Consider the following 24,666-nt stretch of genomic DNA (forward strand, 5'->3'; position numbering starts at 1 on the left):
AACCCATCCAAAGCGGACAATCCACAAAATGAAACGGCGCTAGATTTGGGTAATCGTCACTCGATTGATACCACCTCTAAACATGATGATGTGGGTATTCCTTTTTATCCGAATCTGATTAAACATTTGGAACTAGATCACCAACAAATTCTGAGTCTGTACGGCAACATTGGCAATTCTTTATATCTACAGGAATATAATTTACTGTCTGATCAATTAGCTCAATTTAAACAAGATTTTAAAGCGCATTTAGATGCTGAAAATATCAAGTTTTATGGTTACTTGGAACAAGGCTTAAAAGAACAAAGCCAGGCATTTTTATCTCTACGTCAGTTTAGAAAGGAAATGCGTGTCATTGAGCGGACTGTGATTAAGTTTATAGATCACTGGATGGATTTTGGGGTAAACCGTGCATCTGCTGCTGAATTTAAAGAAGAATATGAAGCGATTGGTTCTGCATTGGTGCAACGTATTGAGCGTGAAGAAAAAGAGCTCTGTACCATGTATAGCCGTGTTTAAGTAAATATAAAAAAGGCTATCCTAGGGTCATTGCTGTCCCACAATTTTTCACAAGAGGAAGCTCATTTGAGCTTCCTCTTGTTTTATGGGTATTTTATCGGGTGAAAATAAAGCTTTTAAAGTTCTTCTTTCAAACAAATTCACTTGAATTATTCTGAGTAAACGTTGAACTGTCCAACCTGTTTTTCCTAAATGTTGAGCGAAACTCACCAATAAATAGGCGATCATCGCAATCCAGATTTGTGTCTGAATTGCGTTCCTGCTGCGGCCTAGAAACGCTTTTAATTTGAGATTCTGCTTAATCGCCTTAAAGAACAGCTCAACTTTCCAACGATCTTTATAAATCGCCGCAATGGTGGAGGCGGCTAAATGAAAGTTATTGCTGAGAAAGCTAAAGTGCTTGCCACTTTGCTGATCTCTATATTCAATTCTTCTTAACACTGGGGCTTTTCTTTTTAGGGCATGTGCGCTATTCAGCTGAATGGTTTCATCTTTTAGAATACCTTTGGATTCAAGCACTGGATGTTGCTGGATCACCTGATACACAGATTTAGGCCTAAAACGTGTGACAAATCCAATGTTTTGAGCAGTCAGATTTGCATACCATTGGTAATCGACATAGCCTTTATCAAAAACTACAATGCTGCCAGCAGGAAACTGGAATTTACGGCCTTGTACCATGTCATTTTCTTTGCCATTTTCAACTGCAACAAACTCAGGAATATCATTGCTGTGATTCAATCCTATGCTGAGTTTCATGCTGGCTTTTGAGTTGTGAACTTTGGCCCATTCACATAAGGAAAGCGACAGGTCAATATGACTGGCATCCAAGGAATACAAGGGATTCTTAAAGCGAAATTTATGAGCTACTTTTGAGTGTTCATAGTATTTAAGCAACTTGTAAAATAGCTGTTGATACAAGGCAGCAGGCTGCTGCTCATTGATTCGTGCCAGCGTGCTTCGGGGAATAGACTTTGCTCCGAGATGACTTAGCTTTTCCTGTTGGCACTCCAAATTGGATTGAATATCTCTCAGACTTTGCCTACAAGAGAATTGAGACATCAATATGGCAATAAACTGATCCCACCGGGAAGCCGCTCTAAATTTCTGTCCAACATGGTGTACTTTAGCAAGTTGTTCAAAATCCTGTCGCACAACAGGTTTAATTAGCTCATGAAATACGGTATTCTGATGTGACAAAACCTGAATCCTAGTCGTTAAAGTGTTTGTTTGCACTCATATTTTAACTGTTAGGACTCAGGTTTTTTTATTTAAAGCAAACTATGGGACAGCAGTGATCCTAGGGTAGTCTTTTTATATCTTTTCTTTTTTTATTTCCCAAGTAGAAAATAAAAATCCTGCCATGGTTCCTGCTAAATTCACAGCCAATTCAGCATGTCTTGAAGCAGGTTTAAAATTAACCTTACCTTGTCCATGAGCATCACCGACTTTATTTCTCAATGCGCCGATACCTTCAACAATCGCACTACAACCACCTAGAATTTGTTTGAAAACTTGTTCTGTATGCTGTGATTGTGACAAACTTAATTCTTTACTAACTACCCTATATAATTGATTAATGTCTAGATTATTTCCATAATCAATTTCTAACTCATCAAGAATATGTTTACACGTTGACTCTAAAAGAGTTCGAGCAAGTGTGATTGCACCTTGTGGATCATCTATTCTACGTTCAAGTGCTTTATCCCACGTTGTCTGAATATAATTAGAGTCTAATTTTAGAATAGTATCCTTAATCACCTTATCCAAAGGTGCAATATTTGATTTTTCAAAAAACTCAAATGAGGCTGAAACTCCGTATATATAAAAGTTCTTCTATCACTGTAATTATCAGATTTCAACTTTATAAATTGCCAAAATTGATCAAGATTTCTAGAGGTTTTTACCATAGAAGGTAAATAGTTTTGGCTTGTTGAATTAAGCATATCATTTCTTAATTGCTGATATTGTTTATCATCACTTTCTTGATGCTTATGTGTTGCTCTTGCAAGCAAAATATTTTGGATTAATTCTAATTTTTCAACTTAATCCATGGCTTTTATAAAGTTGTCATCATTCTTTTTATTGTATGGATAAAAACCACCTTAACGGTGGTTTTTTAAAATCTGATGATCAAGAACCCTGCAGCAAATAACTACCGACCAAAAACAGCATCTGTAAACCAACCACAAAACCAAATAACCACCAACCTTTCTGACGCATTGCTGCCTTATCCATGATTCTTAGTATCTTAGCCATGTCATCACCTCATCTTTGAGAATTGATACTGAACCGATCTATTCCATCTTTCTTTTATAGTGCAATAAAGTTGTGCATAAAATATACCATAGCACTTTATATACAATATGAAAGCAAAATCTAAACCAAGTCCGTAAGGAGAAGGAAAATTAAAAAATCAAAATCCTTAAAAAACAAAAAGCCACCCAAAGGTGGCAATTGATGAAGATAGTCTAAACAAAAGCTGAAGGATTTTCCAGTTTTGCAGCTATTCCAGTAATTTCTGCAATAAAAAAGGGCTGCTTGCGCAACCCTTTTTCAAGCTAAAGTGAATTAACCAATAAATTTACGTGCATTACGGAACATACGTAACCAAGCACCATCCTGATCCCAGTCTTCTGGTTTCCATGAATGCTGGATCGCGCGGAAGTTACGTTCAGGGTGCGGCATCATAATCGTTGCACGGCCATCCTGAGACGTTACACCGGTAATACCTTCTGGTGAACCGTTCGGGTTCAATGGATATTGTTCAGTTGCATTGCCATGGCTATCTACATAACGTAGAACAACCTGATTCGATGCATTCAATGCAGCAAAGTTTTCCGCCGTTGCAACTGCACGACCTTCACCATGCGCCACAGCGATTGGCAGAATCGAACCTTGCATGTCTTGTAACAATACTGAATTCGATTTTTCTACACGAACGTTCACTGCGCGCGCTTCAAATACTTCAGACGTATTGCGATGGAAACGTGGCCAAGCATCCGCACCCGGAATTAATGGGGCCAATTGAGACAACATTTGACAGCCGTTACAGATACCCAGCGAGAAGGTTTCTTGACGGTTAAAGAATTTCTCAAACTGGTCACGTAATTTAGCATTGAACAATACGGATTTCGCCCAGCCGCCGCCAGCGCCCATCACGTCACCATACGAGAAGCCACCACACGTCACCAGACCTTCAAAATCATCCAGGCTGATACGACCTGCCAGCAAGTCACTCATATGTACGTCAACGGTATTAAAGCCCACTTTGTCAAATGCTGCCGCCATTTCGATATGACCATTGACACCCTGCTCACGTAGAATTGCCATATTTGGACGACGCAAGTTAATGAATGGTACTTCAATCGCTTCATTCAAGTCGAATGTTGGTTGGGCGATAATACCTTTGTGCGCTTTATCGGTAATTAAAGCAAATTCCTGATCCGCAGTTTGTACGTTGTCACGCAGGCGCTGGATTTGATGAGAAACTTCAGTCCATGCCACTTGCAGATCAGCACGTTCAAGTACCAGACCATTTACAGACAATTGGTCAGAATTATTTACAGTACCCACCACTGCAATTGCATCTTTAAGCGTAGATGCTGCAACTTCAGCTTGTAGATCTTCCCAGTCTGCTTTGGCAATTTGCAGAACTGCACCGATTTCTTCAGCGAACAATGAAGCAACAGATTGATCTTCAAGTGCGACACCAAGACGTGAAGCGAACATCATTTCTGCAACAGTTGCCAATAAACCACCATCACCGATGTCATGATACGCTTTGATTAAGCCACGGTTGTTCCAGTCTTGAACCAATGCGAAAAATGCTTTGAAGTCATCGAAACTGTCGACATCAGGCGTCACTGAACCGATTGCTTTATACACCTGCGCCAGAATCGAACCACCTAGACGGAACTGACCTTTAGACAGATCAATACGAACCAGTACAGATTCAAGATCTTTTAATTCAGGAGTCAATGTTTGACGTACATCAGTCACTGGTGCAAATGCAGTGATCACACCTGACATTGGAGAAGTCACAGACTTGTCTTCACCTTCGTCATTCCAGGTGGTACGCATAGACAATGAGTCTTTACCGACCGGAATCGCGATACCGAGTGCAGGACACATTTCCATACCGATAGCTTTCACGCCTTCGAACAATGCCTGGTCTTCGCCAGGTTGACCCGCAGCAGCCATCCAGTTTGCAGACAATTTGATGTCGCTGATTTTTTCAATCTTCGCAGACATGATGTTAGAGATCGATTCAGCCACAGATAAACGTGCTGATGCAGCAGGATTCAACAACGCTACTGGAGGACGTTCACCCATTGCCATTGCTTCACCGGTGTAACCGACAAGACTTGTAGTTGTTACTGCAGCATCCGCGACAGGAACCTGCCAGCGACCCACCATCTGGTCACGCGCGACCATACCGGTAATCGAACGGTCACCAATACTGATCAGGAATGATTTAGAAGCCACTGTCGGGTTTTTCAGAACGCGATAAATCGCATCTTTTAAATCCGTAACTTTAGCCGCGTCAAAATCATCGCCTTTACGTTCAATCGTTTCATAGGAACGGCTCATACGCGGAGTACCGCCAAGCATCACCTGCATTGGCATATCCACCGGTTTGTTGCCGAACAATGGATCTTCAACGGTTAAGTGACGTGCTTCAGTCGCCTCACCCAGTACTGCAAACGGACAACGTTCACGCGCACAGATTGACTCAAATAATTCTAAAGAAGATGGACGAATCGCCAATACATAACGTTCTTGCGCTTCGTTTGACCAGATCTCCATTGGCGACATGCCAGGTTCTAAAGATGGAATCTTACGAAGATCTAGCACCGCACCCAATTCGTGATCATTCACCAGTTCAGGCATGGCATTTGATACACCACCCGCACCGACATCATGTACCGACACGATTGGGTTGTGGTCTTCCATGCGCCAGCAAGTATCGATCACTTCTTGGCAACGGCGTTCCATTTCCGGGTTTTCACGTTGTACTGAGGCAAAATCAAGGTTCTCGCCCAATTTGCCGCTATCTACAGAAGATGCAGCACCCCCGCCAAGACCGATCAGCATGGCTGGACCACCGAGCACGATCAATAAGTCACCCGGTAAGATCGGATCTTTTTCAACGTGATCTGGACGGATATTTCCGTAACCACCAGCGATCATGATTGGCTTATGGAAACCTTTAACATCGCCATTGACGTTTTGTTCAAAAGTACGGAAGTAACCATTTAAAGCTGGACGACCAAATTCGTTATTGAACGCAGCACCACCCAATGGGCCTTCAATCATGATTTGTAACGGCGATGCCATACGCGATGGTTTGCCGTAGTTTTCTTCCCAAGGCTGTTCAAAGCCCGGAATATTCAGGTTAGATACGGTGAAGCCGGTTAAACCTGCTTTAGGCTTACCACCACGACCGGTCGCACCTTCGTCACGGATTTCACCGCCTGAACCTGTCGCTGCACCGGCAAATGGTGCAATCGCAGTTGGATGGTTGTGGGTTTCCACTTTCATCAGGATATGCGCGGCCTGGCTCTTGTATTTATAAACTTGATGACCATTGTCTTCTTGGGTTGGATAAAAACGCTGGGTATCCGAACCAACAATCACCGAAGCGTTGTCTTTATAAGCCGACAATACGTCTGTTGGTGATTCTTTATAGGTGTTCTTGATCATCTGGAACAATGACAATGGCTGAACTTCACCATCAATCGTCCATTCTGAACCGAAGATTTTATGACGACAATGCTCAGAGTTGGCTTGAGCAAACATCATCAGTTCGATGTCATTTGGATTACGGCCTAGCTTGATGAAAGCTTCAGTCAGGTAATCAATTTCATCCATTGATAATGCAAAACCAAACTCGTTGTTGGCTTTTACAAGTGCTTCTTTACCTTCACCCAGAATATCAATCGAGTTCAGTGGTTTTGGCGCAGTTTCCACAAATAATACCGCAGCATCTTCAATCGCATTGAATACGCTTTCGGTCATACGGTCGTGAAGTACTTGCAATGCTTCTTTAGAAAGCTCTTTTACGCCCTTCAAAGTAAATAAAACGCCGCGTTCAAGTCGATGAACCGGCGTATTACAGTTTTTGAAAATGTCCGTCGCTTTAGAGGACCAAGGAGAGATGGTTCCGACGCGCGGTGTGACTAAAATCTGGATTTCATCACTTGCAGCCTGGTGCAATTCAAAAGATTGACCATCGTTGAGAAGCTGTAAAGCTGATTGCTGTTGTTGCTCGCTGAGCGCTTGGTCAAAGAGGTAGACCCATTGACTTTCAATTGATTGAACAGAACTAATTGACGTCAAACGCGATAATAGTTGAGTTTTCTTAAAAGAAGAATGTGCGGGTGCACCGGCAACGATAAACATGCTGATTTTGGCTCCACGGGATGGTCTGAACAACCATGCCACAATGTGACTTGAGAGAGCGCATATTCTACTGTGAAATAAGGAAATCGGCTAGATGCCAAATCAGAAAACTACGTCTGAAATATCCTGGACTTTTAAAATATTTCGTTTATTTTCAGTCAGGAAAATTGAATGTAGTCGCACAGGTTATCACATTTTTTTAAAGAAAAATCAAAACCGCTTCAGAATAATTTTATATGTAAAAATTGTATTATTTTTCAACAACAATCAGTGCAAACTCAAATTCAGGTTTTATTGTCATGACCTGCCAAAACTCCGATTTAGGCCAAAATGAAATACTTGATTACAAGATTTCATGAAGTCGTATTTTTTGAGACTGTTTTTAATTCTTTTGAGTGACTCCTAACTTTGACTTCTAAGATTAGAAAACTGGTTAAAAGTCTTCTGCCGTTCTGCAATACAAGGAACAGTTCTCCGCTCATCTCCTCCATTACAGCACCAGAGGCAAATTACTCTGCCATATAAATGAGTAATTAATAATGAGTGGCATTTTAATTTGACATAGTCTTCAGAATAAAAACCGGACATCTATTCTCATCTTCCAAAAGAATAAAAATAAAATTCCTTATTTTGATCCTTTTATTTTTTCATATTTGATGTTTATCTTCTCAGATCATAATTAAGCGGAATTTACTCATCTAAAAGACCAAAAATCATATCCATAAAATTACTCCACCATATCTAATATTTTGAAATTTCATCACTTATTCATTAGTTCTATTATGCGTAAAAAGCACAATATAAATAGCAAAACACCACTCGTATTTATAAGAAAATTCACCAGGAATTATGAGGCTCATATAAAAAAATAATGAAGAAATGATTAATAATAAAATTTTGTTACTTTTTTATTTAATCCTTATTACCATGTTTTATTTAACTTGAAAATTTAAAATAAATATTTGTAATTAATAGAAAAATATCAAAAATTTTCTTTTTTATTCAACTAACAGAGCTACAGACTCACATATCTATATCAGCTAAAAATCTTACCAAATAGACACTTCATCAGTAAATTTGATGATTTTATGTTAAGCTCTAACCGAATTGCTGAGGAAATGTCCAAATTCTGAACCTAGCAATGGTTTTTCCTTTCTGCTGTAGAGATGAATATAAATTCTATATTCGGACACTAACTTTTTGATGTTCTATAGCTTCACTGCTCTGTCTATTTTAGAGCCTTAATCTGTCACCAATGATTTAATTTTCAAAAACAAAAGGTGACCCGCTTAAGGAGTATGTATGTTTCAATTCACTAGTACAGCAACTGTACTATTGATGGTGCTTTTCTATGGCATCACCTTTCTACTATCGTTACGTATTAAACAGAAAAATGAGAATGTTGATGGCTACATGGTCTCGAATGGCTCCATCGGATTTGGAATGTCTGCGGCCAGTATGACCGCCACCTGGATCTGGGCCGCCTCGTTTTATGCAGCAGCTTCATCCGGATATACATACGGCGTTTCCGGTGCCCTCCACTATGGTTTGTGGGGTGCGCTGATGATTTTATTTATCTATCCCTTTGGCAAGCGCTTTCGTGAACTGGCGCCTAATGCCCACACCTTGGCAGAAATTATGCATGCCCGGCATGGCAACCAAAGCCAGATGATTCTGGCAGGTTCCAATATTGTGGGCAGCGTGATCAGCCTGATGGTGAACTTTACCGCCGCTGGGGCACTGGTTGAGATTTTATCTCCTTTAAGCTTTATCCATGGCGTGCTGATTACCGGTATCGGTGTGCTGTCCTATACCCTCTGGTCGGGCTTCCGTTCTTCGGTGTTTACCGATTTTGGTCAACTGGTGGCGATGATTGTCGCGGCTGTGATCATTATTCCAACCTTGTTCTTCACCTTAGGTGGACCTTCCCTGTTTCAAAGCGGGATTCATAACCTGCAACCAGAACAGCTGGATTTTTTCTCTAAAACAGCCTTTCTGGAACAAGGTGCACCGTTTTTTGTTGCCGTATTGGCCTACGCGATTGGTAATCAGACCATTGCCCAGCGCCTGTTTGCAGTCCGTGAAGATCTGATTAAGCCAAGCTTTATTACTGCAACGATTGGTTATGCTGCAATTGTTATTGGTCTAGGCATGCTTGGATTATTGGCGTTATTTGCAGGTATTCAGCCCATTGATGGCAACCTGAATAACCTGATTCCGCAAATGGCAGCGACTTATCTTTCTCCATTTATGGTCGCGCTTTTATTCATCATGGTGATTGGAGCCCTGTCTTCTACCGCTGACTCGGATCTGTCTGCCCTGTCTGCGATTGTCATGACGGACATTTATGGCAAACAGATTGCGAAAAACAGCCCTGATCCAAAGAAAATGCTATTCATTGGCCGTATGACCATGATCGTTGCCACCATGCTTGGAATTGTGATTGCCACCTTAAAGTTTGACATTTTGTCGATGCTGATTTTTGTGGGTGCGCTTTGGGGCTCTATTGTATTCCCGGTGATTGTTAGTCTGTATTGGGACAAGGTGAATGCCCGGGCCTTTAACTGGTCAGTGGGCCTCGCATTTTTCAGCTTTCTGATAGTACGTTTTGAATGGCTTCCGATTCAGGGATTGATCGCACTTGGCTTTGAACTCGTTGCGACCCTGGGGATTGGTGTGGTGCTGGGTCTGATGACCTTTGGTTTCTTTGGCAAGAAAGTGGGTCTGGTCGTTGGCATATTGGCCAGTATTGGCTTCATGCCATGGACCATCGGCTTCTTGCGTGAATACGGCACCTTGTTAAGCTCACTGACAGCGTATGGCAGTAGTGCGCTGGTATGTACTGTGTTGACGCTACTCTACAGCAAAGAAAAATTTGATTTTAAGCAAATCAACAAGATGGTGATTGAATTTCACCAGCTATCTGAGAAAAGTAAATAAGGAGATTTCAGATGACAAGTCAATTATTGACCCTATATGTACTTTTTTGGCCATTGGTGGCAAGCCTGGTCTTGTTCACGATTTGCCTGAATGTCTATAAAGACACACAACAAGCCAAAAAAAATGGCGAAGAGCTAATCTGATTCTTCGCCTTAAACAAAAAGCAGGCCATTGAGTCTGCTTTTTTATTGTTCATTTGATGATTTCGATTTTTAATTCTTAGTTTTTTCCAGCTGACTGAAATAACAATATGCAGCAAGACAATTCATGTCGCACTGCCCTAGTCCCCGAACCAGTTTTTTGGCATGATGCAAATAGTGGATCACTGAATAATGATAAATGACTCAAATGCGTTGGTTAGAACTGCTTTCGACAGTTCGGATTGGTAGTAAAAAGCAGAGCACTGAACTGGCACGCAGCCCGTTTCATAAAGATTATGACCGTATTATTTTTTCGCAAAGCTTCCGGCAGTTAAACCGCAAAACCCAGGTCCATCCACTGACCCAGCACGATGGCATTCATACCCGTTTGACCCATTCGCTGGAAGTCTCCTGTATTGGCCGTTCACTGGGTATGCTGGCTGCCGAGAAAATCAAAGATAATTTACCTGCCTGGATTTCTCCGGCTGATGTTGGTGCCATCATTCAGGCTGCCTGTCTGGCGCATGATATTGGCAACCCGCCTTTTGGTCATGCCGGTGAATACGCCATTCGGGAATGGTTTGACGATGCATCACATACCGACTTTTTAAAAGATTTGAGTCCTGAACAGGAAGCCGATGTACGCCAGTTTGAAGGCAATGCCCAAGGCCTGCGCCTGCTGACCAAGATTGATTACCATCCTTATGATGGCGGCATGCGCCTGACTTATGCCACGCTTGGTGCCTATCTTAAATATCCGTGGCTCTCTGAGGCCATTGACCCCACTGGTAACACCCCCGCCAGCCGGCGTCCAAAATTTGGTTGTTACCAGTCTGAAAAAGAGATTTTGCAGGAAATTTCTGAACAGCTAGGATTAATCCGGCTTGGTGAATATCATTATTGTCGTCATCCGCTGACCTATCTCTTAGAAGCTGCGGATGATATCTGTTATGCCCTGATTGATCTGGAAGATGGTATTAGCCTGAATATGCTCAGTTATGCCGAAGTCGAGCCAGTTTTCCTGAACTTGCTGGGTGAATATGGCACGCCTGAAGAAATCAATCTGCCTAATACCACCTGGCAACAAAAAATTGCCGCCTTACGTGGCCGGGTCATGAAACGTCTGGTAGATGAAGTCACCACAGCCTTTGCCCGACATCAGCAGGAAATTCTAATGGGCCAACTGCAAGGCTCATTGCTGGGTTATTGCAGTGCCGACATTGAGATTGGCATTAACCGGGCCAAAGAACTGGCGCGAGACAAGATCTTCGAACATCCGCAAAAAGCCGGTCTGGAAATTATCGCGCATCAAAGTTTACAAACGATTCTGGATGCCTTTATTCCACTGACCACGCCGCACAAAACTTTAAGCTTTAAAGAACAGCGTTTAATGGCCATTTTAAAACGTTCGGGTGCGCAGTTTAGTGCTGATCATTATGACAACATTATGCAGGTGCTGGATATTGTCTCCAAGTTTTCTGATCATCAGGCCTATAATCTGGCGCAGGAACTGCATGGCAATAAAGCCGGGTTACTCTAATGCGAACGAACGCTTGATGATAATCTCAGCAAAATCACTGGATTTGAATGATAGAGTTTTGCCTTTATCGAAAATGCTGACTACTATGCCTGTATTAAATTTGAGTATGTATAAAAAATGATTGGATGCCTGATTGGGGAAGTGCTGGCGCTGGAAGCACCGACTGTTTTATTAAATGTGAACGGCGTAGGTTATGAGATTGATACCCCTTTAACCACTTTCTGCCAGTTGCAAAAAGGTCAGAAAATTACTCTGTGGACCCATCTGGCTGTTCGTGAAGATGCCCAGTTACTTTATGGCTTTATCAATGCGCAGGAAAAAACCATTTTCCGTACCTTATTAAAGGTGAACGGCGTTGGTCCGAAAATGGCGCTTGGTATTCTTTCCACTTTAAGTGTGGAAATGCTGATCCACACCGTTGAACATGAAGATATCAACACTCTGGTCAAAGTTCCGGGGGTAGGTAAAAAGACTGCTGAACGCCTGATGATTGAATTACGTGACCGCTTTAAAGCCATGGCTTCAGGTGCTGCACCAAGCAATTCAACTGCACCACAAATTCAGTTTATGGGTAATTCAGCCGTGGCTGAAGCGGAAGCTGCATTACAGTCCTTGGGCTATAAACCTGCTGAGGCACAAAAACTGGTGAATGCTGCCAAAGGTGAATTTACCGAAGCCAGTGATATCATCCGCGCTGCATTAAAGTCGATGAATAAATAATAGCAATCAGATATTGAATATAAAATTTATGCCAGTATCAGAATCTACCTGGCGACATGGATGTCGCCTGTTAAACTGTGCTATCAGGACGTAGCATCAGTTTAACAAATGGGTTTTGTTACTTTTGCCCAGTCAAAAGTAAGAGCATGCCGACTCAATGGCATAGAAATTCCAAGAGCATTTTGAGGCTATGACTTTATTCACCTCAAATAAACCATAGAGATTAACTCAAAAGATGCAAGACCGTCTCATCAGTGGTTCTGAAAAACCCGAAGATCATTTCGATCGTGCCATCCGCCCGACTTCCCTCGATGACTACATCGGTCAACCAGTGGTCCGCGAGCAAATGGAAATTTTCATTGGCGCAGCACGTGGCCGTGAAGAAGCCCTCGATCACACCCTGATTTTTGGCCCGCCAGGTCTGGGTAAAACGACATTGGCCAATATTATTGCCCGAGAAATGGGTGGTAATCTCAAGTCAACTTCTGGCCCGGTACTGGAACGTGCCGGCGACTTAGCCGCGATGCTAACGAATCTGGAAGAAGGCGATGTCCTGTTTATTGACGAAATTCACCGCCTTTCCCCCGTGATTGAAGAAATCCTGTATCCAGCGATGGAAGACTATCAGCTCGACATCATGATTGGTGAAGGCCCTGCTGCCCGTTCGATTAAACTGGATTTACCACCATTTACCTTGGTAGCTGCAACTACACGTGCAGGTCTACTCACCTCTCCGCTGCGTGACCGTTTCGGAATCGTGCAACGTCTAGAGTTTTATTCGGTTGAAGATTTAACCCACATTGTCAAACGTTCAGCCAATCTGATGGATGTACCTATGACGGGAGATGGCGCAAAAGAAATTGCCCGTCGCTCACGAGGTACGCCACGTATTGCCAACCGTTTATTGCGTCGTGTTCGTGATTACGCTCAGGTCAAAGGTACGGGTGAAATCAATCAGGATATGGCTCAACGTGCTTTGGACATGCTCAAAGTCGATAAAGATGGTTTAGACACACTCGATCGCCGTTATTTATCTATGCTTCTTGAGCGTTTTGATGGTGGTCCTGCCGGTGTTGAAGCTTTGGCTGCTGCCATGGCGGAAGATTCAGGCACTTTAGAAGATGTGATTGAACCTTACCTGATTCAGCAAGGTTATGTGATGCGTACTGCGCGTGGTCGTATTGCAACCAATATGGCGTATTTGCAGTTTGGGATGATGCCGCCTGAGCCAAAGGATAAATGATTAAAAGCAGCTTAAGCTGCTTTTTTATTTTGAAATATTATGTTTTTCATTAAAATTTAAGCTTTTTTTATAACGGTTTCAAGCTCTAAACATGGGCAGATAAAGATCTGATTTATGCCTCTGCCCAGATAGTGACCAACTTACAAATTCTGATCAGCCCTAAAGCTGATCTGACCAAAGGTATGGGCGCAGTCAATATTGGTAGCATCCAGAGCGGCTCCATCGGTAACGTCATTCCAGATCAGGTCAATATGATTGGAACCATCCGTTCCAATAGTGAAAATGTAGGTCAGAGCATTTTAAAAGACTTGCCGAAAATGCTGGAACACAATGCCACAGCCAATGAGGTTAAGGTGAAAGTCGAAATTGCACCTTATGCACCAGTAACCACCAATGATAAAACCTTGACTGAATTGATGCGTCCAACCTTGGCGAACGTGCATGGTGAAGATAAATTGCATGTTTTAGACAACAATGCCAGCGCCAGTGAAGACTTTGCTTATTATGGCCAGCTCATGCCATCGCTCTTCGTGTTTGTCGGTGCCACACCAGCAGATCAGGATCCGGCAAAAGCCGCACCGAACCACAACCCGAATTTCATTGTCGATGATGCGACCTTGAAAACCGGGGTCGAAAGCCATGTCCGTTTTATTCTGGACTATCCAAAAGTGGCCGAGCAGGTTCAGGCCAACTGGAAACAGAAAAATAAAGGCTAATCTTCTATTACTAAAATGCGCAGCTCAATAGACTCGCGCATTTTAGTATCTGCTGCTGTTTTATAAATGAGCTGTTAAGCGCTCAGTACTTCATCTTAGTGACTTCTCTCCAGATTTGACACCTTGTGCCATTGGTCTCAAGACTCACAATGCTAAACTTTGAACCGCTAAATTGCTTGACTGTTGGCAGGAATCCGGCAAACTCTAATCCCTTTCCTGCATCTAAAAACAAGCAAAAATTTCGAAAATCTGCATGGAACAAAACTATGGCGAATCATTTTGAATTCAATATCCGCGTATATATTGAAGATACTGATCTAGGTGGTATTGTCTACCATGCTAACCACATTCGCTATATGGAACGTACCCGTACCGAATGGCTGCGTGCTGCCGGAGTCAGTCATTACTGGCAACAGGCAGAATATAATTTTGTGGTACACAAAATTAATGTCAAATATATGCGCCCCATCCTGATGGATGATTTAATTACTGTTACTGCACGTGTGATTTCATGTAAAGCTTCATCATTTGTATTGCAACAAAATATTTATCGTGGTGAAATCATGCTTGCATCGGGTGAGGTTGAGTTGGCATGTATCAGTGCAGAGATGCGACCACGTCGACTCCCGGATGAAATACGCGAACTAATTCAAAAAGAATTGGAACAAGACTAAAAAATTTATTGGCACACGTAACAACTATGGCGACTCAGTTAGAATCATCTCTTCAAGTTTCAGATCTTATTTTACAAGCAAGCCCTGTCGTACAACTGGTGATGCTTTCTCTTCTGTTAGCCTCAATATATAGCTGGTATCTGATTGCCAGACTCTATATGAGTTATAAAAAAGCCCAGGCCGATGATGAACATTTCCAGAAAATCTTCTGGTCTGGCGCTGAACTGAATACCCTGTATAACAATGCCCAGCTCAATTCTAAACGCACTGGCCTTGAAGATATTTTCTATCAGGGTCTGGGTGAGTTCCTGAAACTGAAAAAACGCCATGCACCGACTGCCCAGTCCATTGAAGGAACAGAGCGTATTCTGCGTGTCGGCCTGAGCCGTGATCAAGGTCATCTGGAGCAAGGACTCGGTGCTTTGGCCAGTATTGGTTCGGTTGCACCTTATGTTGGTCTGTTCGGTACCGTCTGGGGCATCATGAACGCTTTTATTGGCCTGGCAGATGTCGATCAGGTGACGCTGGCGACGGTTGCACCTGGTATTGCTGAAGCCCTGATTGCAACTGCCATTGGCCTGTTCGCAGCTATTCCAGCGGTGTTGGCCTTTAACCATTTCACGGCCAAAGGTGAAACCGTTTACTCTGATCGTGCCCTGTTTGCCGAAGAAATGGTGGCACTGCTACAACGTCAGTCCGTGGGCATAACTCAGGACAAAGACTAATGGCGATTCAAGGTTCAGGACGCTTTCAGCGTATTAAAAAGCCACTGAAAAGTGACATGAATGTCGTACCTTATATTGATGTGATGCTGGTGCTTCTGGTGATCTTTATGGTCACCGCTCCGATGATTACCAGTGGTATCAAGGTTGACTTGCCTCAGGCCAACGGATTACCGATCGAATCCAAGGATGCCCCGACCATTGTCACACTGAAAGAAGATGGTTCATATTATCTAGAATATAAAAATCAGGCGACTGGTCCGGTCACACTGGAAGAATTGACGCGTACTCTGGTTGATGCCCAAACCCAGGCACAAAATGAAAACAAGGTGCTCAATGTCGTGATCAATGGCCATAATACCCGTCCATATGGCGATGTCATGGCCTTGATGTCCAGCCTGCAGGATGCTGGCCTTTCTCAAGTCGGTTTACTGACCAAACCCCTAGAATAAAGTATGAAAAATTATCAGAAACCGCCCTTTCAAAAAAAAGCAATTGCGATTGGATTTACGCTCGGCATCCATGCAGTGGCTTTGGTGAGCTTACTTTATCTGGGCATGAGTAATCCCCCTAAACCGCCAAAACAGATCAAAACCGTTCTGATCAAGCCAGAAGACCTTAAACCGGTGACTCGCGAAGAAACCGAATTTGAGGAAACTGCACATGAAAATGTCGCAGAAGAAATTACCCAGACTGCTGAACCCAGTATAGAACCTGCTCCAGTGGTTCCAACGACGGCGCCTGCCACACCTCCTGCTCCACCTACACCTAAAGTCGATACACAAAAAGCCCAGCAGGAACTGAAAGCGGCAGAGGCAGCACAAGCCAAGGCTGCGCAGCAAGCAGCGGAAGCAGCAAAACGTGCCCAAGCCGCTGAACAGGCCAAACAAGCAGCAGCCAAAGCCAAAGCGGATGCAGCGCAAAAATCAAAGGCGGAAGCCGAAGCTGCACGTCAAGCTGAACTAAATGCACAGCGCAAAGCCGATGCTGCTCAAAAAGCCAAACTGGAAGCACAGAAAAAAGCTGACTTAGCTGCCAAGCAAAAAGCGGATGCTGCCACAAAAGCCAAAGCAGAGGCTGATGCCAAACGTAAGGCTGAAGCTGCTGCTAAAGCAAAGGCAGATGCGGCAGCAAAAGCCAATAATGATGCAGCGGCGAAACGTAAAGCAGACGCTGATGCGAAAGCTAAAGCAGACGCGGCAGCCAAGGCTAAAAATGATGCAGAGGCGAAACGCAAAGCGGACGCTGATGCGAAAGCTAAAGCCGATGCAGCGGCTAAAGCAAAAGCCGACGCTGATGCCAAACGCAAGGCAGATGCCGATGCTAAGGCCAAATCTGATGCAGATGCCAAGCGCAAAGCAGATGCCGAAGCAAAAGCCAGAGCTGATGCAGATGCAGATACCAAAGCTTCAGCCGCGAAACAGGCTGCTGAAGAAGCTGCACAGAAAAAAGCGGAATCAAAACGGATTGCATCCACTGCGAAGCGCGATTTTGAAAACAAAATCAAACGCGCCTGGGATACACCAGTCGGATCATCAGGCCAGCGTGCCACTGCACGTGTAACCCTGAATGATAATGGCGGTGTGGTCTCGGTCATTGTGAATTCAAGTGATTCAGACATGAAAGCCAGTGTAGAAGCTGCAGTCCGTGCTGCAGCACCTTATCCAATGCCATCCGATCCAGATGCACGCCGTGAAGCACGAAGCTTTACTTCAACCTTTACTGCGCAATAAAAACGGAGCCATCACATAAATAATGTTGTGATGGCTTTTATTTTTTAAGCTAAACTTCACTTTAAATTGATTAAATAATATTCACTTTTCACAGTGTCATAACAGTTTGGTCATAAATTCATGGTTTTATTCTATTAAATCCATGCGATGATGTAGCCCAAGCACCTATACAATAAATCCGTTGATTTGAGTAAATAACGAATGATGGAAAAGACTCGCAAACATCTACTCTGCCTCGCAATCATTAGCGCTTTAAGCCCTGTATTGGCAACCCAGTCCTATGCCCAATTGCATCTGGAAATTACCAAGGCACCTGAGGCAGCACCTAAAATTGCCGTTGTACCTTTCAGTCAGGATCAGAGCATTTATCCTATTGTGGAAAATGACCTGAATCGTTCTGGCCGCTTTACCAGTGCTTCAAAAAACCTGCCTGCAACAGCAACATTGAATAATCCGAATGCAGAAGCTTGGGCATCAGCTGGTGTTCCCTATGTGGTCACCGGTTCATCCAAGGCCACAGCCGATGGTTCTTTCGAAATCCAGTATCAGCTCTATGATGTCGAAAAAAAACAATATCTATTAAATGAATTGCTAACTGTTCCAGCCTCACGCACCCGTCAGGCAGCGCATATGATCAGTGATGCCATCTATCAGGCATTGACCGGCATTCCAGGTGACTTTAGCGGACGTATTGCCTATGTACTGCGTAATCCTGCTACCCCAGAACAACGCTATACCTTGCAGATTGCCGACACCGATGGCGAACAGCCAAAGACTATTTTGACCTCACGTGATCCAATTCTTTCTCCAGCATGGACACCAGACGCCAAAAAAATCGCTTATGTGTCCTTTGAAACTAAACGCCCGGCGATTTATGTACAGGATCTGGCGACCGGACAACGTGAAAAACTGGCCAGCTTCCGCGGTTTGAATGGCGCGCCGAGCTTCTCTCCAGATGGCAAGAGCATGCTGTTTACTGCTTCTATGCACGGTAATCCGGAAATCTACCAGATGAATCTGGAAACGCGTCAGCTACAACGTATGACCAATGACAGTGCCATTGATACTGAAGCACGTTATTCGCCAGATGGAAAATCTTTTATTTTCACTTCTGACCGTGGTGGTTCTCCACAAATTTATCGCCATGATCTTGAATCAAGTAGCAATAAACGCCTGACCTTCCGTGGTGCATTCAATGCGCGTGGTACGCTAAGCGCAGATGGTAAAAAACTTGCATTAGTTCATCGCCCAAGCGGCAGTAACTATCGAGTTGCGGTTCAGGACATGACCTCTGGTGTGAACAACATTTTGACACCAACAACGCTGGACGAATCGCCAAGCTTCTCGCCAAATGGCCAGATGGTGGTCTATGCCACCCGTGAAGGTGCACGCGGACTCTTGTCGATCATGTCGCTGGATGGCCGCTTCCGTATGAATTTGCCAAGTGAAACGGGCGAAGTCCGTGAACCGGCTTGGGCACCAAAATAAGATTTTTATATTGATAAACCCTTTACCCCATAATCAAACTTCATGGAGATGAAGATGAACAAAGTAAAATTATTTGCCTTGCCACTTTTAGCAGCAGCTGTTGTCATGACAGGTTGTGCGAGCCGTAAGCCTGCCGCTGAAGTTCAAACGGGCGGTTTAGATACGACCGGTACAACAACTGTGAATACTCAAGGCTTGAGTGAAGATGCAGCACTGAATGCACAAAACATGGCAGGCGCTTCTGCAAAAGGCGTTACTGCAGAAAATAAAGCATTCTTGGCAAAACGCGTGGTGCATTTTGACTATGACAGTACTGAACTCAGCAATGAAGATCTAAATACGCTGCAAGCCCATGCGCAATTCCTGATGGCCAATGCCAATTCACGTGTAGCACTCACCGGCCATACCGATGAACGCGGTACCCGTGAATACAACATGGCACTTGGCGAGCGTCGTGCCAAAGCAGTAGAAAGCTTCTTGGTGACGACTGGTGTTAATCCTGGTCAACTAGAAGCAGTTAGCTATGGCAAGGAAATGCCAATCAATGCGGGCCATGACGAAAATGCCTGGAAAGAAAACCGCCGTGTAGAAATTAATTATGAAGCGGTACCACCATTGTTGAAATAACTTTCATTCATGATGGTTTCATCAAATAAAAAGCACTCAATCATGAGTGCTTTTTATTTGCTTCAATGAAAGAATCGGTCTACTTGGGAAGCTGATCTTGTTCAGCCGGATGCATCGATTCGATCAGGTCATGTTTATTGAATTGTTTGTACTCTGGTTTTGCTTCATAATCCCGCCAGGCTTCTTTCATCTTGTCTTCAGAGATATCATCTAAAGTAATGCCTTCGCTTGGCGTTGGAGTCGCATCAAACTTCAATGTTGTCATATCTGTGCTCCTATTCTCAATTTTCCTTTGTCTTCAACATAGCACTTTCCGCAGGAGTTGCAAGGGCAAAATCGATACAAATAATCCAGTTTAATTTTTCTTTTAGTACGTTCTCATCTAAAATATAGCCGCATATCGTTTTGATCATTTTTTCCCGATTTAAGTTTTGGAGTTTCCCCTATGTCATACCGCACTTTATCCCAGTTTTTACAACAACAAAGCGGGAATCTCACACCTGAACTTGCACAAGTTATTGAAACGATTGCAAACACTTGCAAAGACATTGATCAATTACTGCAAAAAGGTGCTTTAGCGGGTGTATTGGGAAGTGCACAGCATGAAAACGTTCAAGGCGAAGAGCAAAAGAAGCTGGATGTCATTTCTAATGACTATTTGATTGATGCCTTGCAGCAACATCCAAATGTGGGTGGTTTGGCCTCAGAAGAACTGGATGAATTCACCCCTGCACAAGAAAATGGTCAATTTCTGGTATTGTTCGATCCATTAGACGGTTCAAGCAATATCGACATCAATATGTGTGTTGGTACCATTTTTTCGATTCTTCCTGCAAAAAATGCCGTGACTCAGGCAGAAGACTTTATGCAAGCCGGTGTTCATCAGGTAGCTGCAGGTTATGTGCTTTATGGTCCATCGACCATGTTGGCATTGACCGTCGGCGCAGGCGTAGTGTTCTTTACCTATGACCCTGAGACTCAAGAATTCCTACTGACTTCTGAAGCAATTCAGGTAGCTGCAGATACTAAAGAATATGCGATCAATGCGTCGAATCAACGTCATTGGGAAGCACCAGTACAGCGTTATATCGATGAATTGTTAGCAGGCAAAACCGGTCCTCGTGAAAAAGACTTCAATATGCGTTGGGTTGCTTGTATGGTGGGCGACATTCACCGTATTCTTTGCCGTAGCGGTATCTTCATGTATCCATATGACCTTAAAGATCCGGCTAAAGCTGGCCGTCTGCGTTTAATGTATGAAGCTAACCCAATGAGCATGCTCATGGAACAGGCTGACGGTGCATCAACTACAGGTCGTGTGCGTATTCTTGAGATCGAACCGACAGATCTACATCAACGTGTGCCAGTGATCATTGGTTCTAAAAACGAAGTTGATCTTGTGACCAGCTACCACAACTAATTTTTATAGCGGTAGTCGATATTGAATCGGCTGCCGTGGATTATATCTCCCATGCCAACTTTTTTTCTTGATTCAAAAGACAATCCAAAGATTAAACACTTACGTGGTTTAATCGAACAAAATACTTATCGTAAAAAACAAGGTCAAACGGTTTTAGAAGGCACGCATCTGTCTCTTGCCTGGCTACATGAAAACCGTAAAATTGATTCGATTTTCACCACTGAACATGCACTTTCACATCCTGATTTCGAGAAAATTCTTGCAAAATACACAGGTATGGTCTTTGTTCTGAGCGAGTCTTTATACAAAGATTTAAGCACCTTAGGAACATCTTTAGCCTGTTTAGCTGTGGTCACTCTACCGACAGCAAATTATGCATTGGATTTTAAAGCAGACACTTTGATTTTGGAAAATGTACAGGATCCGGGTAATGTAGGCACCCTGCTTCGCTCTGCTGCTGCTGCCGGTATTGAACAGATTGTATGTACCAAAGGGTCTGCATCGCTCTGGTCTCCACGCGTATTACGTGCCGGTATGGGTGCACATTTCACGCTGCAAACCTTTGAAAATATTGCGCTTGAACAAATTCTTGAGCAATTTCAAATCCCTGTCTATGTAACCAGCTCACACCGTGCTGAAAGCCTGTATTCAAAAGACTTACGTAAACCTTGCGTGTGGATTCTGGGTAATGAAGGCCAAGGCGTGTCTGATTATGCGATGCAACATGCTGAAGCCGTTAGCATTCCGCAACCTGGAGGTCAGGAATCACTGAATGTCGCAATTGCCGGTTCGATCTGTTTCTTTGAAATGGTACGTCAACGTATCTAATTAGGGATTTAGGTTACAGTGTTTTAATACGGCCCTGCCCGTGTATAAAATAGATTAAACTACAAAAATAATAAACTTAATTGTCAACCAAACCAGGATTCCCAACGTTATGTGATTATGAACTTGGGAATAATGGTGGGTGTCCAATGACAGGATTTTCCATCTCTATGGATTTAGCACCAAAACAGTTGCAAACACACGATGTAAGTATTCTGAAGAGTACGGCTGAAGCACGTCTGAAGAATTTTATGCAGGATGTGACTGGGCGTGCCTTGGTGATGATGGAAAGTGCGACTCAAGGTCATCATGGTATTGCTATGGATCTGGTTCAGGAAGCTTTCATTTCCTTACACAAATCCTATGCAGAAAAAAGCACTGAAGAATGGTATCCCCTGTTTTATACCATTCTCAACAACAAGTTACAGGACTGGCGTCGTAAAGAGTCACGGCGTGGTCAAATGTTTTCATTTTTCAAAAAAGTCAGTCTCGATGATGACGAAATTGAATTTGATGATGTCGTCGATGAATCAACACCAACGCCTCTGGACTTTCTCGATCAGGCAGTCACTGCTGAAGAAATCCAGGAAGCGATTGCAAAATTGCCTGTGCGTCAGCAGCAGGCATTTATGCTCAGAGCCTGGGAAGGATTTGATACGCATACCACCGCACAAATTATGAACTGCACAGAAGGCAGTGTAAAAACCCATTATCACCGTGCTATCCAAGGCTTACGTGCCTCTTTAGCACATTTAAATCCATATCTGGGAGGGTCATCCGAATGAATCAAGATGATTTCTTAAAACAAGTAACTTCCAAACTTGATGGACTGGCACAACAACATAAAGACAAACCTGTTGTTATGCACCATGTTCTTGAAGAAATTCAGGATTCAAAACACTCACGCTTTGCATTTCTAAAAATGTCAGGTTTTGCTTTGGCAGCTGCGATTGCAGGCGTTGTGGTATTACCGAATCTTTCGGACCATAACGAACCGCAAACTCAAATGGTGTCAGTCCCAAAACTGTCTCCGCAAATGCTTGAAGATTTAGAAATGTTAATGGTTTTAGGTGAGGACAAAGTTCCACATGGCAGCTAAAAAATTGGTGATTGCTTTTTGTGCATTCAGTTTTCTGCAAACCAGCTTTGCAGGATTTGAACGTTTTTGGCTATTTTCCAAAGATGCGAATACCCAAGTAACTGATACTTGGGATAGTCTTTCTGATTCTGAACAATTGGCACTGATTAAACGTTACCAATCTCTAAAAGAAATCCCCGAACAACAACGTGTTAGCTTACAGCAGCGTATGGACTGGTTTACTCAACTCCCTAATGCGGAAAAACAAAGAATGCGTGAGACTTGGCAAATGATGAGCAGTCAGGAACGCAAAGAACTGGGCACACGTATGCAAAAAGCGTCTCCTGAGCAACGCCTTGCCATTCGCGAAGAATACATTCTCAAATATCAGCAAGTGACTCAGCAGCCTAACTCGCATTAAAAACTTAATATAAAAAAGCCTCCATATGGATAATGCCAGTCAGTTAAGCAGACATTAGAAAAATGTAGTAAAAATGAGTGTATGCCAATACGCTCATTTTTTTTATGACTTTATCTGAAAATTTAGATTGCACCCTTCAACATTCTTTGCCTTCACTCAGCCATTTCAGTGAACTCATTGATTTAAACTGGATTAAAGAAAGCCTACATCAAACAGGTAAGGCTTCTATCAGGAGAAGAAAATTACCTGCCGAACATGTGGTATGGCTGGTAATTGGGCTTGCCCTATTTCGAGATCAACCGATCGGGTATGTCGTAGAGCAACTAAAACTTGTGTTTGGTACAACAGAATATTGTGTCCCCAGTGCAGCAGTGCAAGCACGACAACGTTTAGGACGAGAGCCCTTGAATACCTTGTTTTCTCTACTCAGCCAAGCCTGGTTTGAAGAATCCCAACAGCAATACTCAAACTTTCATGGCCTTAGTGTATGTGCTGTTGACGGGGTGGTTTGGTCTATGCCTTATACAGACGAGAATTTTGAACACTTTGGCTCATCTAAGGGTAAAACCGCTGCAGCCCCTTATCCACAAGTGAGAGCAACCTGCCTGGTAAATACCAGCACCCATGAAATCATTGATGCCCAAATAGGTAGCATGGATCAGGGTGAACTTACACTGGCAAATCGATTATGTCCTCCATCGCATAGTATTACCTTGTTTGATCGAGCCTATTTCTCTGCTGATTTCTTGATTGACTGGCAAACACGAGTAGAAGCCAGTCATTGGTTAATGAGAGCAAAAGATAATTTACGCTATGAGATCATTAAACGTAATTCCCCGCATGACTTTCAAATCAAAATGCCTCTTTCAGCTAGAGCCAGGAAGCTAAATCCATCATTAGGAGAATATTGGGAAGCGCGTTTGATTGAAGTTGAGCAGGCAGGGAAAATTAGACGTTATATCACTTCATTAATGGATTCAAAGGCATATCCACTGATAGGCTTGGCGAAGCTTTATGCCCAGCGCTGGGAAATAGAAATGTGTTACCGAGAAATCAAAAGTGATTTACAGGAAGGTAAGCATTTGAGGAGCAAGCAACCTGATTTAATTTATCAAGAATTATGGGGGGTCTTCATTGCCTATAATATTCTAAGAAGACAAATGAAACATATGGCTCAACGTGCAAAAGTCAGTCCTTTGAGAATCAGCTTTCATATTGCCTCTATCAGCATCCTGAATATATTAAGATTTGATTCTTTAGACTCCGCAGGGAATTTACCTAAACATCTAGAAAGTTTACTGGAGAAATCGAGGAGGTATGTTTTGCCTGAGAGAAGGGTTAGAAGTTGCCCACGAGTTGTGAAAGGAAAACCGCAGAAATACCCAAGAAAATGCCAGTCAATTTCTTAACTGACTGGCATTACTCCATATGGAGGCTTTTTTGATGTTTCAATCA

Annotated in this window: 23 protein-coding genes and 1 pseudogene; 19 read left to right on the plus strand and 5 right to left on the minus strand. The window is 43.1% G+C overall.

Annotated features, from left to right (window positions below):
- Nucleotides 1-45 precede the first annotated feature (45 nt).
- Nucleotides 46-519 (plus strand): hemerythrin domain-containing protein, encoded by a 474-nt coding sequence (locus tag F891_RS10585; protein WP_004731716.1) that lies wholly within the window; start codon nucleotides 46-48, stop codon nucleotides 517-519.
- A 48-nt stretch (nucleotides 520-567) separates the two neighbouring features.
- Here F891_RS10585 and F891_RS10590 read toward each other — a convergent pair whose 3' ends face one another.
- The 4 genes from F891_RS10590 to purL form a co-directional block, all read right to left on the minus strand.
- Nucleotides 568-1,719 (minus strand): IS4-like element ISAbe18 family transposase, encoded by a 1,152-nt coding sequence (locus F891_RS10590; RefSeq protein WP_005261588.1) that lies wholly within the window; start codon nucleotides 1,717-1,719, stop codon nucleotides 568-570.
- Between the two features lie 114 nt (nucleotides 1,720-1,833).
- Nucleotides 1,834-2,280 carry an abortive infection family protein gene (locus tag F891_RS18320; protein ID WP_004731718.1) on the minus strand — a complete coding sequence of 149 codons (447 nt, stop codon included), beginning with the start codon at nucleotides 2,278-2,280 and terminating at the stop codon, nucleotides 1,834-1,836.
- 372 nt (nucleotides 2,281-2,652) lie between these two features.
- The gene (locus F891_RS18430) at nucleotides 2,653-2,778 is read right to left on the minus strand and encodes a KGW motif small protein (RefSeq protein WP_004731719.1); all 126 of its coding nucleotides are present in this window, start codon (nucleotides 2,776-2,778) and stop codon (nucleotides 2,653-2,655) included.
- A gap of 312 nt (nucleotides 2,779-3,090) precedes the next feature.
- Nucleotides 3,091-6,924 (minus strand): phosphoribosylformylglycinamidine synthase, encoded by a 3,834-nt coding sequence (gene purL, locus F891_RS10600; protein WP_004731721.1) that lies wholly within the window; start codon nucleotides 6,922-6,924, stop codon nucleotides 3,091-3,093.
- A gap of 1,302 nt (nucleotides 6,925-8,226) precedes the next feature.
- Between purL and F891_RS10605 the strand changes: the two genes are divergently transcribed.
- From F891_RS10605 to pal, 12 genes and pseudogenes are all read left to right on the plus strand, one after another.
- The gene (locus F891_RS10605; protein WP_004731722.1) at nucleotides 8,227-9,864 is read left to right on the plus strand and encodes a sodium:solute symporter family transporter; all 1,638 of its coding nucleotides are present in this window, start codon (nucleotides 8,227-8,229) and stop codon (nucleotides 9,862-9,864) included.
- 11 nt (nucleotides 9,865-9,875) lie between these two features.
- Nucleotides 9,876-10,007 carry a putative transporter small subunit gene (locus F891_RS18170; protein ID WP_004645659.1) on the plus strand — a complete coding sequence of 44 codons (132 nt, stop codon included), beginning with the start codon at nucleotides 9,876-9,878 and terminating at the stop codon, nucleotides 10,005-10,007.
- A 196-nt stretch (nucleotides 10,008-10,203) separates the two neighbouring features.
- A complete protein-coding gene (locus F891_RS10610) occupies nucleotides 10,204-11,544 on the plus strand; it encodes a deoxyguanosinetriphosphate triphosphohydrolase (protein ID WP_004731723.1) in 1,341 nt (446 codons plus the stop codon).
- Between the two features lie 117 nt (nucleotides 11,545-11,661).
- Entirely contained in the window at nucleotides 11,662-12,264 is a 603-nt protein-coding gene (ruvA, locus tag F891_RS10615; RefSeq protein ID WP_004731726.1) for a Holliday junction branch migration protein RuvA, read from the plus strand.
- Nucleotides 12,265-12,499: 235 nt separating this feature from the next.
- Nucleotides 12,500-13,507, plus strand: coding sequence for a Holliday junction branch migration DNA helicase RuvB (gene ruvB, locus F891_RS10620; RefSeq protein WP_004731729.1), 1,008 nt, complete (start codon nucleotides 12,500-12,502; stop codon nucleotides 13,505-13,507).
- Between the two features lie 92 nt (nucleotides 13,508-13,599).
- Nucleotides 13,600-14,223: pseudogene (locus F891_RS10625) on the plus strand (M20/M25/M40 family metallo-hydrolase); the annotation flags it as partial.
- Between the two features lie 266 nt (nucleotides 14,224-14,489).
- On the plus strand, nucleotides 14,490-14,897 hold the full coding sequence (ybgC, locus tag F891_RS10630) for a tol-pal system-associated acyl-CoA thioesterase (RefSeq protein ID WP_004731733.1): 408 nt from the start codon (nucleotides 14,490-14,492) through the stop codon (nucleotides 14,895-14,897).
- Between the two features lie 26 nt (nucleotides 14,898-14,923).
- Nucleotides 14,924-15,622 carry a protein TolQ gene (gene tolQ / locus F891_RS10635; protein WP_004279111.1) on the plus strand — a complete coding sequence of 233 codons (699 nt, stop codon included), beginning with the start codon at nucleotides 14,924-14,926 and terminating at the stop codon, nucleotides 15,620-15,622.
- Nucleotides 15,622-16,071 (plus strand): protein TolR, encoded by a 450-nt coding sequence (gene tolR, locus F891_RS10640; protein ID WP_004731735.1) that lies wholly within the window; start codon nucleotides 15,622-15,624, stop codon nucleotides 16,069-16,071. The genes tolQ and tolR overlap by 1 nt, the downstream gene beginning before the upstream one ends.
- Nucleotides 16,072-16,074: 3 nt before the next feature.
- Nucleotides 16,075-17,352 carry a cell envelope integrity protein TolA gene (gene tolA / locus F891_RS10645; protein WP_004731736.1) on the plus strand — a complete coding sequence of 426 codons (1,278 nt, stop codon included), beginning with the start codon at nucleotides 16,075-16,077 and terminating at the stop codon, nucleotides 17,350-17,352.
- 204 nt (nucleotides 17,353-17,556) lie between these two features.
- Nucleotides 17,557-18,840: a Tol-Pal system beta propeller repeat protein TolB gene (gene tolB / locus F891_RS10650; protein WP_171064287.1), complete on the plus strand. Its 1,284-nt coding sequence runs from the start codon at nucleotides 17,557-17,559 to the stop codon at nucleotides 18,838-18,840.
- Nucleotides 18,841-18,894: 54 nt separating this feature from the next.
- Entirely contained in the window at nucleotides 18,895-19,467 is a 573-nt protein-coding gene (pal, locus tag F891_RS10655) for a peptidoglycan-associated lipoprotein Pal (RefSeq protein WP_004279115.1), read from the plus strand.
- 79 nt (nucleotides 19,468-19,546) lie between these two features.
- On the opposite strand, the gene F891_RS10660 is transcribed toward pal, so the two are convergent.
- Entirely contained in the window at nucleotides 19,547-19,732 is a 186-nt protein-coding gene (locus F891_RS10660; protein ID WP_004645674.1) for an NF038105 family protein, read from the minus strand.
- A 180-nt stretch (nucleotides 19,733-19,912) separates the two neighbouring features.
- Here F891_RS10660 and F891_RS10665 point away from each other — a divergent pair, with 180 nt between their 5' ends.
- The 6 genes from F891_RS10665 (at nucleotide 19,913) to F891_RS10690 (ending at nucleotide 24,620) form a co-directional block, all read left to right on the plus strand.
- Nucleotides 19,913-20,887, plus strand: a complete 975-nt coding sequence (locus tag F891_RS10665) for a class 1 fructose-bisphosphatase (protein WP_004731742.1) — start codon at nucleotides 19,913-19,915, stop codon at nucleotides 20,885-20,887.
- A 51-nt stretch (nucleotides 20,888-20,938) separates the two neighbouring features.
- Nucleotides 20,939-21,715 (plus strand): TrmH family RNA methyltransferase, encoded by a 777-nt coding sequence (locus F891_RS10670; protein ID WP_004279118.1) that lies wholly within the window; start codon nucleotides 20,939-20,941, stop codon nucleotides 21,713-21,715.
- Between the two features lie 167 nt (nucleotides 21,716-21,882).
- Nucleotides 21,883-22,497, plus strand: a complete 615-nt coding sequence (locus F891_RS10675) for an RNA polymerase sigma factor (protein ID WP_004645678.1) — start codon at nucleotides 21,883-21,885, stop codon at nucleotides 22,495-22,497.
- Nucleotides 22,494-22,811: a hypothetical protein gene (locus tag F891_RS10680; protein ID WP_004645680.1), complete on the plus strand. Its 318-nt coding sequence runs from the start codon at nucleotides 22,494-22,496 to the stop codon at nucleotides 22,809-22,811. The genes F891_RS10675 and F891_RS10680 overlap by 4 nt, the downstream gene beginning before the upstream one ends.
- A complete protein-coding gene (locus F891_RS10685) occupies nucleotides 22,801-23,211 on the plus strand; it encodes a DUF3106 domain-containing protein (RefSeq protein ID WP_004731745.1) in 411 nt (136 codons plus the stop codon). The genes F891_RS10680 and F891_RS10685 overlap by 11 nt, the downstream gene beginning before the upstream one ends.
- Before the next feature lie 104 nt (nucleotides 23,212-23,315).
- Nucleotides 23,316-24,620, plus strand: a complete 1,305-nt coding sequence (locus F891_RS10690; protein WP_005104965.1) for an IS4 family transposase — start codon at nucleotides 23,316-23,318, stop codon at nucleotides 24,618-24,620.
- Nucleotides 24,621-24,666 lie beyond the last annotated feature (46 nt).

It is taken from the genome of Acinetobacter sp. CIP 101966 (assembly GCF_000369725.1).
Lineage (GTDB): Bacteria > Pseudomonadota > Gammaproteobacteria > Pseudomonadales > Moraxellaceae > Acinetobacter > Acinetobacter lwoffii_Q.

Coding starts and splice junctions, on each gene's coding strand:
- F891_RS18430 (WP_004731719.1), bottom strand. CDS start 2,778: ATGGCTAAGATACTAAGAATCATGGATAAGGCAGCAATGCGTCAGAAA.
- purL (WP_004731721.1), bottom strand. CDS start 6,924: ATGTTTATCGTTGCCGGTGCACCCGCACATTCTTCTTTTAAGAAAACT.
- F891_RS10605 (WP_004731722.1), top strand. CDS start 8,227: ATGTTTCAATTCACTAGTACAGCAACTGTACTATTGATGGTGCTTTTC.
- F891_RS18170 (WP_004645659.1), top strand. CDS start 9,876: ATGACAAGTCAATTATTGACCCTATATGTACTTTTTTGGCCATTGGTG.
- F891_RS10610 (WP_004731723.1), top strand. CDS start 10,204: ATGACTCAAATGCGTTGGTTAGAACTGCTTTCGACAGTTCGGATTGGT.
- ruvA (WP_004731726.1), top strand. CDS start 11,662: ATGATTGGATGCCTGATTGGGGAAGTGCTGGCGCTGGAAGCACCGACT.
- ruvB (WP_004731729.1), top strand. CDS start 12,500: ATGCAAGACCGTCTCATCAGTGGTTCTGAAAAACCCGAAGATCATTTC.
- ybgC (WP_004731733.1), top strand. CDS start 14,490: ATGGCGAATCATTTTGAATTCAATATCCGCGTATATATTGAAGATACT.
- tolQ (WP_004279111.1), top strand. CDS start 14,924: ATGGCGACTCAGTTAGAATCATCTCTTCAAGTTTCAGATCTTATTTTA.
- tolR (WP_004731735.1), top strand. CDS start 15,622: ATGGCGATTCAAGGTTCAGGACGCTTTCAGCGTATTAAAAAGCCACTG.
- tolA (WP_004731736.1), top strand. CDS start 16,075: ATGAAAAATTATCAGAAACCGCCCTTTCAAAAAAAAGCAATTGCGATT.
- tolB (WP_171064287.1), top strand. CDS start 17,557: ATGGAAAAGACTCGCAAACATCTACTCTGCCTCGCAATCATTAGCGCT.
- pal (WP_004279115.1), top strand. CDS start 18,895: ATGAACAAAGTAAAATTATTTGCCTTGCCACTTTTAGCAGCAGCTGTT.
- F891_RS10660 (WP_004645674.1), bottom strand. CDS start 19,732: ATGACAACATTGAAGTTTGATGCGACTCCAACGCCAAGCGAAGGCATT.
- F891_RS10665 (WP_004731742.1), top strand. CDS start 19,913: ATGTCATACCGCACTTTATCCCAGTTTTTACAACAACAAAGCGGGAAT.
- F891_RS10670 (WP_004279118.1), top strand. CDS start 20,939: ATGCCAACTTTTTTTCTTGATTCAAAAGACAATCCAAAGATTAAACAC.
- F891_RS10675 (WP_004645678.1), top strand. CDS start 21,883: ATGGATTTAGCACCAAAACAGTTGCAAACACACGATGTAAGTATTCTG.
- F891_RS10680 (WP_004645680.1), top strand. CDS start 22,494: ATGAATCAAGATGATTTCTTAAAACAAGTAACTTCCAAACTTGATGGA.
- F891_RS10685 (WP_004731745.1), top strand. CDS start 22,801: ATGGCAGCTAAAAAATTGGTGATTGCTTTTTGTGCATTCAGTTTTCTG.
- F891_RS10690 (WP_005104965.1), top strand. CDS start 23,316: ATGACTTTATCTGAAAATTTAGATTGCACCCTTCAACATTCTTTGCCT.